12 protein-coding genes and 1 pseudogene are annotated in these 14,917 nt (G+C 56.0%); 4 read left to right on the top strand and 9 right to left on the bottom strand.

The window, feature by feature from the left end:
• Positions 1–46: 46 nt before the first annotated feature.
• Positions 47–985 (bottom strand): malate dehydrogenase, encoded by a 939-nt coding sequence (gene mdh / locus VZP09_RS18235; RefSeq protein WP_002918570.1) that lies wholly within the window; start codon positions 983–985, stop codon positions 47–49.
• 414 nt (positions 986–1,399) lie between these two features.
• On the opposite strand from mdh, the gene argR reads away from it, so the two are divergent.
• The 3 genes and pseudogenes from argR to yhcN-B all read left to right on the top strand — a co-directional run bounded on the left by argR (position 1,400) and on the right by yhcN-B (position 2,873).
• A complete protein-coding gene (gene argR, locus VZP09_RS18240) occupies positions 1,400–1,870 on the top strand; it encodes a transcriptional regulator ArgR (protein WP_002918625.1) in 471 nt (156 codons plus the stop codon).
• Positions 1,871–2,245: 375 nt separating this feature from the next.
• Positions 2,246–2,508, top strand: a pseudogene (gene yhcN / locus VZP09_RS18245) (peroxide/acid stress response protein YhcN).
• Between the two features lie 98 nt (positions 2,509–2,606).
• A complete protein-coding gene (yhcN-B, locus tag VZP09_RS18250; RefSeq protein WP_002918627.1) occupies positions 2,607–2,873 on the top strand; it encodes a DUF1471 family stress response protein YhcN-B in 267 nt (88 codons plus the stop codon).
• 50 nt (positions 2,874–2,923) lie between these two features.
• Here the strand turns inward: yhcN-B and VZP09_RS18255 are convergent, their stop codons facing one another.
• The 4 genes from VZP09_RS18255 to aaeX all read right to left on the bottom strand — a co-directional run bounded on the left by VZP09_RS18255 (position 2,924) and on the right by aaeX (position 6,395).
• Entirely contained in the window at positions 2,924–3,199 is a 276-nt protein-coding gene (locus VZP09_RS18255) for a barstar family protein (RefSeq protein WP_002918629.1), read from the bottom strand.
• A gap of 79 nt (positions 3,200–3,278) precedes the next feature.
• Positions 3,279–5,246, bottom strand: coding sequence for a p-hydroxybenzoic acid efflux pump subunit AaeB (gene aaeB, locus VZP09_RS18260; protein WP_328795328.1), 1,968 nt, complete (start codon positions 5,244–5,246; stop codon positions 3,279–3,281).
• 5 nt (positions 5,247–5,251) lie between these two features.
• Positions 5,252–6,184, bottom strand: coding sequence for a p-hydroxybenzoic acid efflux pump subunit AaeA (gene aaeA, locus VZP09_RS18265; RefSeq protein WP_002918639.1), 933 nt, complete (start codon positions 6,182–6,184; stop codon positions 5,252–5,254).
• A 7-nt stretch (positions 6,185–6,191) separates the two neighbouring features.
• Positions 6,192–6,395 (bottom strand): p-hydroxybenzoic acid efflux pump operon protein AaeX, encoded by a 204-nt coding sequence (aaeX, locus tag VZP09_RS18270; RefSeq protein ID WP_002918640.1) that lies wholly within the window; start codon positions 6,393–6,395, stop codon positions 6,192–6,194.
• A 131-nt stretch (positions 6,396–6,526) separates the two neighbouring features.
• On the opposite strand from aaeX, the gene aaeR reads away from it, so the two are divergent.
• Positions 6,527–7,456, top strand: a complete 930-nt coding sequence (aaeR, locus tag VZP09_RS18275) for an HTH-type transcriptional activator AaeR (RefSeq protein ID WP_002918641.1) — start codon at positions 6,527–6,529, stop codon at positions 7,454–7,456.
• A 35-nt stretch (positions 7,457–7,491) separates the two neighbouring features.
• On the opposite strand, the gene tldD is transcribed toward aaeR, so the two are convergent.
• The 4 genes from tldD to VZP09_RS18295 form a co-directional block, all read right to left on the bottom strand.
• Complete coding sequence (gene tldD / locus VZP09_RS18280) at positions 7,492–8,937, bottom strand: metalloprotease TldD (protein ID WP_004144958.1); 1,446 nt, start codon at positions 8,935–8,937, stop codon at positions 7,492–7,494.
• Between the two features lie 88 nt (positions 8,938–9,025).
• A complete protein-coding gene (gene yhdP / locus VZP09_RS18285) occupies positions 9,026–12,823 on the bottom strand; it encodes an AsmA2 domain-containing protein YhdP (protein WP_032437311.1) in 3,798 nt (1,265 codons plus the stop codon).
• A gap of 37 nt (positions 12,824–12,860) precedes the next feature.
• A complete protein-coding gene (gene rng, locus VZP09_RS18290; RefSeq protein WP_328795329.1) occupies positions 12,861–14,330 on the bottom strand; it encodes a ribonuclease G in 1,470 nt (489 codons plus the stop codon).
• Between the two features lie 2 nt (positions 14,331–14,332).
• Positions 14,333–14,914 carry a Maf family protein gene (locus tag VZP09_RS18295; RefSeq protein WP_002918646.1) on the bottom strand — a complete coding sequence of 194 codons (582 nt, stop codon included), beginning with the start codon at positions 14,912–14,914 and terminating at the stop codon, positions 14,333–14,335.
• Between the last annotated feature and the right edge of the window lie 3 nt (positions 14,915–14,917).

Raw genomic sequence — 14,917 nt, forward strand, 5'->3', positions numbered from 1 at the left:
AATAAAAAGCCGGAACAGCGGTTCCGGCTCTTCTGTTAGGGCGAGATTACTTGTTGACGAAGTCTTCGCCGAGCGCGATATCTTTCTTCAGGGTGTCCAGCATGCCCTCCAGCGCCTGCTGTTCAAAGGCGCTGAGTTTGCCGATAGACTGTCGCTCTTCCACGCCGTTTTTCCCCAGCAGCAGCGGCTGGGAGAAGAAACGCGCATAGTGGCCGTCGCCTTCCACGTAGGCGCACTCCACCACGCCTTTTTCCCCCTGCATGGCGCGAACCAGAGAGAGACCAAAACGGGCAGCCGCCTGGCCCATCGACAAGGTCGCCGACCCGCCGCCCGCTTTCGCTTCCACGACTTCAGTACCGGCGTTCTGAATACGTTTAGTCAGGTCGGCAATTTCCTGATCGCTAAAGCTGACGCCGGGGATCTGCGACAGTAAAGGCAGAATGGTGACCCCGGAGTGACCACCAATGACCGGGACTTCCACCTCGGTTGCCGATTTACCTTTCAGCTCCGCCACAAAGGTATTGGAACGGATGATATCCAGCGTGGTAACGCCGAACAGTTTGTTTTTATCGTACACGCCGGCTTTTTTCAGTACTTCGGCGGCGATAGCCACGGTGGTATTCACCGGGTTGGTGATAATGCCGATGCAGGCCTGCGGGCAGGTTTTGGCAATCTGCTGCACGAGGTTCTTCACGATACCCGCATTCACATTAAACAGGTCGGAACGATCCATGCCGGGCTTACGCGCCACGCCCGCGGAGATCAGCACTACATCCGCGCCTTCCAGCGCCGGAGTAGCGTCTTCACCGGAAAATCCTTTAATTTTTACATCTGTGGGGATATGACTTAGATCTACCGCCACGCCCGGCGTAACCGGAGCGATGTCGTACAACGAGAGCTCTGAACCTGAAGGCAGTTGGGTCTTAAGTAGTAGGGCAAGCGCCTGGCCGATACCACCGGCAGCGCCAAGGACTGCAACTTTCATCCTAAACTCCTTATTATGGTTAATTTAGTCTTTCGTTATTCCGTCGCCTGGACCTTAATTCACAAGATGAACAATTACAATGATTATGGCTGAAGAATGCATTATTGTGCGTAGCAATAGAACAGCGGCGCACTTTATGCTTCCTGACTGACCATCCAGCAAAGCGAAGTACCGGATCGACTATTGGTTACAATACACCCAGCCAGTTGCGCAAAACAACACCAACTCAATAACATTTCATTTACTTTTACATGGCTTTAAGCGTTGTGATGAGAACATGTTCCTTATACGGTTTTTTTGCTAAAATATGCCCCCTTCATAACATTATTGACCTATCCTTTCGCGGATTATTTGCATAAAAATTCATGGTTATGCATAATGATGTTGATTTTACCACCATAATCTGGGTGACTTATGCGAAGTTCGGCAAAACAAGAAGAACTGGTTAAAGCGTTTAAAGCGCTGCTTAAAGAAGAGAAATTCAGCTCGCAGGGAGAGATCGTCCAGGCGCTGCAGGAAGAGGGCTTCGAGAATATCAACCAATCGAAGGTTTCCCGCATGCTCACCAAATTTGGCGCGGTACGTACCCGTAACGCCAAAATGGAAATGGTCTATTGCTTGCCTGCCGAGCTTGGGGTACCGACCACCTCCAGCCCGCTGAAGAATTTGGTGCTGGATATCGACTATAACGATGCCGTAGTGGTGATTCATACCAGCCCCGGCGCCGCGCAGCTGATCGCCCGTCTTCTCGACTCGCTGGGCAAAGCGGAAGGCATTCTTGGCAGTATCGCCGGGGATGACACCATCTTTACCACGCCTGCGCGCGGTTTTACGGTGAAAGATCTGCACGACGCCATTCTGGTTCTGTTTGAGCAGGAACTCTGAGTAATTCCCCTCTGGCTACCGTCAGAGGGCGACTCCCTTTTCTTTTGCCTCTCCCCCCTTCTGGCACAACAACTATTTAACACTTAGTGTCATTTACGCCGTCTATACGTTCTTTTACTAACGCGAAAATCGTAAAACGCACAAAAGATCAAATTCGTATACCTTTATGAATTTATTAGAAATAAATCTTATCGCTGTCGCTAACGTGTCATTTTTAATTCTTATCCGTTATAAAAAGCGCAATCTATTGTAACTATTAACGCACAAAACAATTAGCATGGTATTAATATTTTTGGTGATTAGTGTATACTTGGTTTTGTGATGAGGGTCACGAAACAAAGACCCCCAACAAAAAGATTCGACGAGGTGAACATCATGAAAATCAAAACCACTGTAGCTGCTATCAGCATCCTGTCCGTCGTGTCGTTTGGCGCTTTCGCCGCTGATATTATCAACAGCGAGCAGGCCCAGGGCCGCGAGGCCATCGGCACGGTTTCCGTCGGCGCGGTAGCATCTTCCCCGATGGATATGCATGAAATGCTGAACNNNNAGCGCAGGAAGAAGGGGCTTCTTCTTACCGCATTATTGAAGCCCGCACTGGCGACCACTGGCATGCCACTGCTGAGCTGTATAAATAAGTTTTAGACGTCAACGATTAACCTGACAAAAATTCTCTACCGCGGCCCGGCGACATACATCGCCCCGCCGCGGCAAAACAAAGACTGGAGTAAAGATTATGAAACGCGCAATGATCATCGCATCCCTTGGCCTGGCTTCCCTTCTCTCTTTCGGTGCCAGCGCGGCTGTCCAGCAAGTGAACGCAGAGCAAGCCCAAAATCTGCAATCCATGGGCACCATCTCCGTATCCCAGGTAGGTAGTGCGCCAATGGACATGCGTCAGGAACTGGCGGCTAAAGCCGAGAAAGAAGGCGCCAGCAGCTACCGTATTATTGAAGCACGTACCGGCGATAGCTGGCACGCCACCGCTGAGCTGTACAAATAAACCCTCGTCGTCTTATTTCGACGACTTGCCCCCGCCTGCCGGGGGCTTTTTTATGCTTGTCGGGCATTAAAACGCAACTCCCCCTCCAGCTCTTCCTCTGCTTCATCAAACAATAAAATCAATGCGCCAAAGCGCCGGCGCTGCTTGTCATTTAAATGGATGAACTCAATATCCAGCGGCAGCGGTAGCAGGCCACCGGTCACTGCGTCCCATAGCGAATCCAGGTTGTTGACCTTATCCTGAGCCAGCTCGAAGGTTCGGGAAAACTCCCGGTAGAAATCCTGTTGTTCGGCGATTTCGTCAAAATCAAACGTATAGGTGGTCATGACAGCCCCTCCCGCTTCTCTTTCTGTCGCCGTTAAGTATAGCGATAAAAAAACCGACGCCTGGGCGTCGGTTTATGGGTTAGCTGCTGGTCAGCACATGCTGGTACTTATGCAACATCTCAACCAGTCGCCGTACCGGCTCGGTGACCTGCGGCGAGGCCTCCCAGACCCGCAGCTTCTCCTGATAGACATCAAGCTCCGCCAGCAGCTGGGTAAAATAGCGCCGACGCTTATCATCGCTGCCGGCGGAGATCACATGGTCCGCGGTACGTCGCAGCTGACGATGGAAGGCGGAGAGATCGCCGTTCACCGGCACGGGCGCATCGCGCAAGCGCTGATGGGCGATGATTAACGTCAAGGCCAGACGGAAACGGGCGACGTCACCTGGGAATTTATTGAGTAATAAAAACAGCTGCTGATAGAGCGCGGGCAGATGATTCTCTTTGCGACGCGCCGAGTTGGTGGTCAGCGAAGAGACCGCCGCGGAGACAAACTGGTTCAGCAGCACCCGACCGGTTCTGGCCCGGGAGTTATCCCTGACAATGAGAATAACCATCAGAGCGAGGAAACAGCCGACGATCTGCCCCAGCGCGCTATCGAGGAACTGGCTGAACTGGAACTGCATCGGGTTATCCAGCACCAGAATGTTGATGGTGCTCGCCAGCGCCCCCAGCGATCCGAGACGCCTTTTCTGCACTTCGATCCCGATAAAGAACGCCATCGCCGCCAGGCTGATGCAAAGCAACAGCATGCTCTGCTGCGTCGCCGGCATGATCACCAGGAAGTACAAGGTGCCCAACGGTAACGCCGCCAGGGTGCCATAGAGGAAGTCTATCGCCACCATACGCGGGTTTGGCAGGCGCATCGCCAGCGCGGTAACCACGGCGATCATTACCATCGCGCCGCTGCCTGAGGTCCAGCCCGTCCACAGCCAGAATAGCGTTCCGAGAATACAGGAGACAGAGGTGCGCCAGAAGTTCACCATCGCGTGATGACGTTCGGCGGACTCCACTTTAACCACCGTTTCGCCGCGCAACACGCCATCCTCGATACGGCTGATTTTAGTATTCCCCACCACGCCGCGCTTAAGCAGCAGGTAACGCGTGGCGGCGCCCACCCAGCTATAAATCGTGACCGGGGTATTATGCTCGCCTTTCCAGGTCAGGAAGCGGCGCATGCGCTTCAGCTGCTGGTGAACATCCTGCACCGTCTCAACCGGCTCGGCGAACAGCTCGCGATAGTCGTCCGTGACCATTTCCGGGCGTGAGTTCTGAATCAGATAGGTTTCGCAAGCCTGGGTGATAAGGGTTAGCGAAAGGGTGTTGATCGCCTTCAGGCGCTGATTCGCCTTTGCCCAGCGTGAGGATTCCATAATCAGGTTACTACGCATACCTTCCAGCGCCGTAGTGCGGCGTACCAGCGCTCCCCAGGCTTGATCCACTTCCTCTTTTTCACCGTGCGCGACGCATAACTGCATCAGCTTATACTGTGCAATCAGCAGATTATCGAGCTCGAGGTCGATCTCTTTTTTAATCGAACGCGGCGAAAACAGGAGATCGGCGACGATGGCGCTGACAATACCGATGACAATTTCGCTGCAGCGTTCGACAGCAAACTGCGGCGCCAGCATCGGATTGGTATGGATGGTAATAATGATAATCAGCGCGGTGTACCCGGCCAGCCCCCAGGCATAGGAGTTTTCGACCTTGACCAGCGACGAAACCCAGGTACAAAACCCGGCCCACAGACAGCAGACCAGCATCATCAGCAGAGGCGCGCGGATCATCAGGATGATGATAACCAGCGCCGCAATACAGCCAATAAAGGTCCCGGCAATACGCAACATACCGCGATAGCGGATCGCGCCGGAGTACGGTTCGCCGCCAGCAGCAAAGGCCGGCCCGGCGGCGACGATCGCTGCCGTCAGTACCGCCCAGCGCGGCGTTTCGAGCTGAAAATGGAAACCGACAAACAGCGCCAGCACCACCGCGCATGCAAGCTTAATGGCAAAGCGGAGATGCCGGGGAGCAATGGTATATGTCCCCATAGCGATTAACCAAATTCGCGCAGGCGCATAGCCAGTTTCTGGAAGAAGTTGGCCTGGCTGGTATCACGATCTTCTTGACCGGTGATCACTACCGTCGCCGTGGTGCCCGATGGCCACAGATTCCCCTGCTGGTGATCGAGGCGAATACGCACCGGCACACGCTGCGCCAGACGCACCCACTCAAGGTTGGAGTCGACCGAGGCCATCCCTTTCGAGTCGCTGCTGCTGCTGGCGTTGGTCACCCCCGCAGCGATACTGTCCACCGTCCCTTTAATGGTTTTGCTGCTGCCCAGCGGGGTAATCTCCGCACGATAGCCTGGACGGACGCCCTCCAGTTTGGTCTCTTCCAGATAGGCCATGACGTAAAACGTATTCTCTTTCACCAGCGCCACCGCCGTGGAGCCACGGGTGATAAATTCCCCAGTGTAGACGTTAAGGTTAGTCACCCAGCCATCCGCAGGGGCGCGAATGACCGTCCGCTCCAGATCTAGCCTGGCCAGGTCGCGACTAGCGACCGCTTTCGCCAGCTGATGTTCAACGGTTTGCAGTACGTTGTTCGCCTGATCAATCTCTTCCCGCGACATCGCCTGTACGCCAAGCTTATTACGCCGACCGGCTTCGACACGTTTTTCCTGAGCTAACGTCTGATAATAGGCGACATCAGCTTCCGCCTGCGCCAGCGCTTTTTGGTAACGAGGTTGGTCAATAACGAACAATACCTGGTCTTTCTTAACCAGTTGGTTATCCTTGACGTTTACCTGAGAAATCAGCCCGGAGACGTCGGGGGCAATCGCCACAATGTCGGCGCTAAAGCGCGCATCACGCGTCCACGGCGAGGCGGTGTAATAAACCCAGGCGCGGAAAATCGCCACGAAGGCCAGAATGACCAGTATCACGGTAATGGCAGTACGGAGGATATTTCTTGTTAGTGTTTTCACATCAACCTCAAACGAACAAGCGCGATATCAAATAAAAAAGGCAGCAATAGAGCGCCGTATTAAACAGTGCTGGGTGCCAGACAAAATCGTAAATGCCGGTCGGAACCAGCAGTCGGTGCACCAGCCAAAAGATAGCCAGCGACAAAAGCAACTCGAAGAAGATCGGCGGAAACGATAAGCCGAAAATCACGATGACAGGAAACAGACTCATGATGACCTTGAATAAGAAGCGTACAGGTAGTGAGCAGATGCGTTTATTATGTAGCTAACAATATATTAACGTAACGATTGCCGCATTATCTACAATGTGTGATCTAAATCACTTTTAAGCCAGAGTGAATAATGGAACGATTAAAACGCATGTCCGTTTTCGCCAAAGTGGTCGAATTAGGTTCATTCACCGCAGCGGCCCGCCAGCTTCAGATGAGCGTTTCCTCGATCAGTCAGACCGTCGCCAAACTGGAAGATGAACTGCAGGTAAAGCTGCTCAACCGCAGCACCCGCAGCCTTGGCTTAACTGAAGCAGGTAAAATCTATTACCAGGGCTGCCGTAGGATGCTGTTTGAAGCGCAGGATGTCCATGAGCAATTATACGCATTTAACAATACCCCCATCGGGACGCTGCGCATCGGCTGCTCTTCAACTATGGCACAGAATGTTCTGGCGCGCATAACGGCGAAAATGCTCAAAGAATACCCCGGGCTCTCTGTTAATCTGGTCACCGGCATACCTGCGCCAGACCTGATCGCCGACGGCCTTGACGTGGTGATCCGCGTGGGCGCCCTGCAGGATTCCAGCCTTTTTTCCCGCCGCCTGGGCTCAATGCCGATGGTATTATGCGCCGCTAAAAGCTATCTGGCGCAGGCTGGCAATCCAGAGAAACCGGCCGACCTTGCCGGACATGCCTGGCTGGAATATAGCGTGCGGCCGGACAATGAGTTTGTCATTATCGCGCCGGAAGGGATCTCGACCCGCCTGACCCCGCAGGGGCGCTTCGTGACCAACGACCCTATGACGCTGGTGCGCTGGCTGACCGCCGGGGTGGGTATCGCCTATGTACCCTTAATGTGGGCGATCGAAGAGATCAACCGCGGTGAGCTTGAGATCCTGCTGCCCAGCTATCAGTCCGATCCGCGACCGGTCTACGCCCTGTATACGGAAAAGGATAAACTGCCGCTGAAAGTGCAGGTCTGTATCAACTATCTGACGGAGTATTTTGTCGACGTGGCGAAGATCTATCAGGGCATGCACGGGCGCGGGATCGCCCGGTGAAGCGGTTCCCGGCAGCGCCGGGAACCAGGTCAGGATCAGGCGGTGCCGCCGACGGTAAGGTTATCGACCTTCAGGGTCGGCTGGCCGACGCCCACCGGCACGCTCTGGCCCTCTTTGCCACAGACGCCGACGCCGTTATCCAGGCGCAGGTCGTTGCCCACCATCGAAATCTGCTGCATGGTCTCAATGCCGGAGCCAATCAGCGTGGCCCCTTTCACCGCCTTCGTGACCTTCCCTTTTTCGATCAGATAGGCCTCGGAAGTGGAAAAGACGAATTTACCGGAGGTGATATCCACCTGCCCGCCGCCGAAGTTAGGCGCAAAGATACCGTAGTCGACCGATTCGATAATCTCCTGTGGCGTCGACTGGCCCGCCAGCATATAGGTGTTGGTCATACGCGGCATCGGCAGATGGGCATACGACTCACGTCGGCCATTGCCGGTCGGTGCGACGCCCATCAGGCGCGCGTTGAGTTTATCCTGCATATAGCCTTTCAGAATGCCGTTTTCGATTAGCACGTTGTATTGCCCCGGCGTCCCTTCGTCATCAATGGCCACCGAGCCACGGCGATCGGCGATGGTGCCGTCATCCACTACGGTGCACAGCTCAGAGGCGACTAATTCCCCCATATGGCCGCTAAAGACCGAGGTGCCACGCCGGTTGAAATCGCCTTCCAGCCCATGGCCGACCGCTTCATGCAGCAGGACGCCAGGCCAGCCGGCGCCGAGCACCACCGGCAGCATCCCCGCAGGGGCGGCGACCGCCGAGAGGTTGACCAGCGCCATGCGCACCGCTTCTTTCGCCCAGGCATCGGCCCGCACGTCGCCCTCCTGGGAGGCGAGGAAATAGTCATAACCAAAACGCCCGCCACCGCCGCTACTGCCGCGCTCACGCTTGCCATCCTCTTCCACCAGCACGCTGACGGAAAGACGAACCAGCGGACGAACGTCGGCGGCCAGAGTGCCATCGGTGGCGGCGACCAGGATCAGCTCATACACCCCGCTCAGGCTGGCTGAAACCTCCTGCACCCGCTGGTCCGCCGCCCGGGCGACTTTGTCTACCCGGCGCAGAATATCCAGCTTCTCTTCCCGGGTCATACTCTGCAGCGGGTCGATGCTGGTGTACAGGGCACGATGCTCTACGGCGCCGAGGGTCTGCACTTTGCCATTGCCGGTGTCGCGCACAATGGTCCGCGCCGCCTGGGCGCTCTGCTCCAGCGCCAGTTTGCTGATCTGATCGGCGTAGGCAAAGCCCGTTTTTTCGCCGCTGACGGCGCGCACGCCTACGCCCTGGTCGATATTGTACGACCCATCTTTAATGATGCTGTCTTCCAGAACCCAGGATTCGTGATAGCTCGACTGAAAATAGAGATCGCCGTAATCGAGGCGGCGCTCGGTCAGTTGACCAAGAATGGCAAACAGGTCCTGATGATTCAGGCCATTTGCCGACAGTAATTGTTCACTTACCAGGTTCAGACTCATCGTTATGCTACTCGTTTGTTGCCGCCTGACAGGCGGAAATACAGAAGGCTATCTATTGAGATTGCGGCAATTCCTGGCAATCGTCAAATCATTGCTTTTTATTGCTGCGCGCCTGGCGCAGCACTTCATTGATCTGCGGCTGGTCAATCGGGCCGGTGATGCGGTAGCGCAGAATCGAAACTTTATTCCACAGCGGACCCAGCACTTTGCTGGCGGCAAATACCGCCGCGCCGACGATGGGGTTGACGGCAAAGGCCGCCGCCACGCCGACGGTCGCGGAGATCTCCGGCGCCACCACCGCCTGCAGATCCAGCTGGCGACGCACCAGATCGACCGACCCTTTCATAGCAATATCCGCTTCAAGGCCATCCACCAGCGTATCATCGGTATGCAGTACGCCATCCTTAATCCATGCCGTACTGTTAATCGAATCGAAGTAAAAGCCTTCGCTGAAGGTATCGCTGAAATCGAAACGCAGTTTACGCAGCAGGGCATCCACACTCAGCAGACGCAGCAGCTGGCCAGCGTGCCCGGTACTCAGGTCGGTAAACTGCCCCTTGCCCAGGTGGCTTTTAATGATGCCATTGAGCGACGCGACATCGGGTGACCAGGGCGGCGCGCGCCAGTGCAGATCGTAGTCGATATCAAACGGCGAATCCTTCACCGGCGTGGAGACGCCAAAGAAATCCGCAAATGCATCCGTCTTATTGCCGTGCAGTCTGCCTTTCAGCGAGGTTCGAACCCCTGAAGGGGAGTTCACCCACACGCCGTTGGTCGTCAGCCGGCCAAACCCGGTATCCACCAGGCCGTTGGAGAGCGTTAAGGTATCCCCTTTGATCGCCACATCCCCATCGATGCGACCATATTTTTGTCCCCACAGCCAGCATTCCGCACAGCGTAGCTGCAGATCGGGCCAGCCATGGAAATCCAGCCGGGTCGCCGTCTGGGGGGCCACATTCTTTGTTGCGTTCTGGCCGCTGGCGCTGGCCGGATTGAAATAGAGATAACGCACATTTGCCAGCCACGGAGCATTGTCGCGCATCGTCAATGTGGCATTGATCTCACGCCCCTGCGCCTCAACCTGCGAGCCGCCGGCGACCGGCTGGGACATCAGACTGACGTTGTTCCACTGTTGACCCGCGAGGGCCAGCGACGGCGTACGCAGCACAATGCGCGGTGGAAAGAGCACGCTGCTGCTCACTTCATTTGCCGCGCCGTTCTCGAAGAGCGCCAGCCACTGCGCGCCATCCATCGGCGGCAGATTGAGCTCGATACCGGACTGATCGGGCAGCGGAGAGTACCCTTTGCTGTCAGTGGTAAGGATCGCTCTATCCAGCGTCAGCTTATGATTGAGCAACCAGCGGCTGTTAATATGATTCTTCGCCCCGATGGAGCCGGTCAGGTCGAAGCTGCTCAGGCCGCCGGCGACGTTAATTTTGACCGGAAGGGGTTCGCCGGCGGGCTTACTGACTGGCGAAGGTAAGCGACTGCTCACATTCTTCAGATCGCCGTTGATATCGACCTTATAGCTGGCATTGCCATGGTACGGCAGTTCGATAGCGACCTTGCCATCCCACGGGACGCTACCGCTCAACGCCTCACTCACGGCTTTCGGCAGCAGCCCGGTGCGCGACGGCTGCCAGTTGGCATTCATCCCGACATCCACCAGAAACGCTTTTTCACCTTCGCGGGTGGAAAAATTGAGGTTCAACGGCTGATTAAACCAGGTCGCGCTCAACGTTTGACTATTGAGATCGCCATTCACAAAGCTGAAATTACCGCTCAGGTTCTGCAGCGTAGTATCTAACGGTTTGATAAACAGGCTATTATTCTGCAGGCGCACATCGCCTTTCGCGGTGGTCATCTCGCCGTCGAGGGGGATATTCAGATGTAAGCGAGCGCTCACATCCCCATCCAGCTGCAGGGAATCCAGCGCCGCCCCGAGCGACTCTTTCAGCGGCGTAGTATTAAAGTAAGGTCCAACCTCTTTGCCCGGGCCTTTGATATCGGCATCAATCAGCAGTTTTTCCTGCGCATAGTCCGGGATCGCGGCATCGAGATTGCTGGCGGTCACGTTGCCAAGCATCGCTTTATCCGCCCGCATCCACAGGCCGTTGTTGATAAAATTGAGGTCGATGTTCAGCCCGGTTAACGCCGGCCAGTCCGGTTGGAAGGCAAAAGTGGCGTTCTTCAGCGGAACATAAACCTGGAACTGGCCTTCATTATGCGGATAAGGGAATAGATGCGGATTGCCGCCATACACCAGCGTCGCATCGCTGGCTTGCCCTGCTTTAATCGCGCCGCTGAGATAGTCCACCAGCGCTTTGCCCATCAGATTTTCCGGGAAATAACGCCATGCCTGGCCACCGTCATTGGTGCTGATGCCCGCCAGAATACCCAGCCAGGGATCGTCCCCCTGCGGTTGCAGATAGCGGAAGCCGCCGCGGGCGCGTACGCCTGTCGCCTGCACGTCTATATCGCGGCCATCAAGCATAAACCCTTTGTCGTTTTTCACCCAACTGAGCGTGGCTTCGCCAGCGGCTATCTCCAGCGGCGCGCGGAAGACGCCGGCATACGGCATCAGCGCCTTCGCCATATGAGCGCGTAATTCCCCGTGCTCAACGCTGCCATTCAGACTGCCGGAGAAGTGCTCTGCCCCCGGCAGGAGTTTCCACTGCTTCCACGCCAGATCGCTCCACTGCGCCTGAAAACGCGTTTTCTCCGTCGCCTGCAGGGGGATATCTAGAGCCAGCAAATTGATTTTGCCGCCAGGCTGCGTGGTTCGCCAGAGTTCGCCCAGAGAAGGCGCCAGCTTATCAGCAAACGGCTGTAACCCGCTCAGGCCGCTGAGGGCCAAATTGCTGGCGCGAATACGTAACTCATCGCTACGCTGACGATCGTCGCCACCAACGTCCTGCGCCGGGATCCACGCCATCGCCAGGGCTCCGCTTGGCCAGGGTTTATCATCGATAGCGATCCGCGTATCGGGAATATAAAAGGCCCAGCTTTGCTTATCATGGGAGAGATGCGCCGTCAGGTTATCCACCGACAAATGATGGACTTCGTTATCGCCCTGCCAGCTGGCGCCCCCTTTTTTCAGCCATACGTCGCCGCTGGCCACATCACCTTTTTCAATGGTCATCCAGCCTTCGAGGCTGAAGCGGGCGCTTTTCAGGGCGATATTGTCCTGCATCCAGCGTCCCAGCCACGGTTTGACGTCGATATCATCCGCCTGCAGCCAGACCCGGCCTTTATTCAGCAGGCCATCCTCATCGCGAAGATCCATCCGCACCTGCATGACGCCATGCTGGCCGGTGAGGCTGGAGAGGCTGAGCTGCCCCTCGGCGCGATGACGGTTCCTGCCGTTAAGCCATGTCAGCTGCGGAACCGCCAGCTCCGCCCGCTGACCGGAAAGAGTCAGGAAGCTCAGATGGCTGTCGCGCAGAGTAAAGTGATCGAACTGACGTAAAAAGAGATCGCTGATGCGGTCGGTTTTCAGGCTTTCGCCACCGTCATTGGTCTGAATAGGGGTATTGGTATGGACCTGCAGCTGCCAGAAGGTGAGGTCGCGGAACTGCCAGCGCATATGCAGCAGGCTCTGCCAGACATCCAGCGCCAGGGTTACGCGCTTGACCGCCATTGTGCCGCCATCTTTCAGCCCGACATGGATATCGCGGGCGTCTAACGTCGGACCAAAAGTCTGCCAGCTGGCGGTGATCTGCGAGGCGTCCACCGGCGTACCGGTGAGGGTGGAGATCTTCTCCAGCAGCTGCGGACGCCAGGCGTCGAGCTGTGGCAACACGAGACGCAAGCCACTCACCAGCAGCGCGACGATAACAATCAATGTTGCCACGGTGAGCAATAAAATCCCGGGCAGTCGCCTCACGCCTCTCTCCTTGTCAGCCGCACAATGACGCGGTGTCTTACATCATAACCACATCGAACTGCTCTTGATTATAGAGCGGCTCAATTTGTACCTTCACCTGCTTGCCGACAAAGATTTCCACTTCCGCCAGCGCATGCGACTCTTCCCCTTTCAGGGTTTCCGCCACCGCAGGGGAAGCATAGACCAGGAAGCGATCGGAATCATAAGCATGATGTACGCGGACGATCTCACGCATAATCTCATAGCACACCGTTTCCACCGACTTTACCGTTCCACGTCCGTGGCAGGTTGGGCACTCGTTGCACAGCACATGCTCCACGCTTTCACGGGTGCGTTTACGGGTCATCTCCACCAGGCCCAGNTGGGAGAAGCCGTTAATGCTCGTCTTCACCCGATCTTTACTCAGCGCCTGCTCTAAAGAGTGCAACACCCGTCGACGGTGATCTTCATTGTTCATGTCTATGAAATCAATGATGATAATGCCGCCGAGATTACGCAAACGTAGCTGGCGGGCTATCGCCTGGGTGGCTTCGATGTTGGTATTGAAGATCGTATCGTCAAGATTGCGGTGCCCGACAAAGGCCCCGGTGTTGATATCGATGGTGGTCATCGCCTCGGTCTGGTCGATGATCAGATAGCCCCCCGATTTGAGCTCGACTTTACGCTCCAGCGCGCGCTGAATTTCGTTCTCAACGTCAAAGAGATCGAATATCGGCTGACGGCCGCTGTAGTGTTCCAGCTTGCTGGTCATTTCCGGGATATATTCGGCGGTGAATTCGAGCAACGCCTCATAGGTCAGGCGCGAGTCGACGCGAATGCGATCCAGTTGCGCATCGGCAAAATCACGCAGCACGCGCTGGGCCAGAGCCAGCTCGCCATACAGCTGATAGCGGGTCTGGTTGCGCTTTTTGCGCTCCATCACCTTGGTCCATACGCGCTTAAGATAAGCGGCATCGGCGGCCATCTCCTGCTCGTGAACGCCTTCCGCAGCGGTGCGAATGATAAACCCGCCCTGCTCATCGCAATATTCTGCGACGACCTTTTTTAGGCGCTCGCGCTCGGCTTCGCTTTCAATCCGCTGAGAGACCCCCACGTGGGAGGCGCCTGGCATAAAGACCAGATAGCGGGAAGGCAGGGTAATATCGGTGGTCAGACGCGCGCCTTTGGTACCCAGCGGATCTTTAACCACCTGGACCATCAGGTCCTGGCCCTGGCGCACCAGCTCCGAAATATCGCGCACGGTAAACTGCTTTTGCTCCTCACCGGCGACGCACTCGGTATGCGGCATGATATCGGAGGCGTGAAGGAACGCCGCCTTATCCAGACCAATATCTACAAAAGCCGCCTGCATTCCCGGCAGCACTCGGCTAACACGACCTTTGTAGATATTGCCTACTATTCCGCGTCGCGCTTCACGCTCAATATGGATTTCCTGCAGAATACCGCCATCAATATACGCAACGCGCGTTTCGGATGGCGTTACGTTAACTAATAATTCAGCCGTCATCTTTATCCCTTTCCTTTACGCAGTGAGTTAAAGTTACTGAGCAACTCATACGTTTCCACCAGCGGTAAGCCGACTACGGCGTGATAGCTGCCATTAATCTTCCTGACGAAGCAACCACCCAACCCTTGAATACCGTATGCACCTGCTTTATCTAAAGGCTCGCCGCTGGCCACATAATCGGCGATATCCTGCTCGCTGAGCCGCCGGAAGGTCACTTCCGTGACCACCAGACAGTCCAGCGTTTGCTGCTTATCCGCCAGCGCCACCGCGGTCATGACCTGATGGGTGTGGCCGGAAAGCAAACGCAGCATCGCTGCAGCGTGTTCGGCGTCGCGCGGTTTTTCCAGCACTTCGCCGTTCAAAATGACAATCGTATCCGCTCCCAGCACCGGCAAATCGCGGGTGGCCATCGCCACCCCGGCCTGCGCTTTTTCGCGCGCCAGGCGGACGACATAGTGCTGGGCGCTCTCCTGCGGCTGGCGCTGCTCCTCAATACCAGGAACCAGACGCTCGAAAGCGAGACCAAGCTGAGTCAGCAGTTCCTGCCGACGCGGGGAACCAGAAGCGAGATACAGAGTTGTCATATC

It is taken from the genome of Klebsiella sp. EMBS2024 (assembly GCF_036233805.1).
GTDB lineage: Bacteria > Pseudomonadota > Gammaproteobacteria > Enterobacterales > Enterobacteriaceae > Klebsiella > Klebsiella pneumoniae.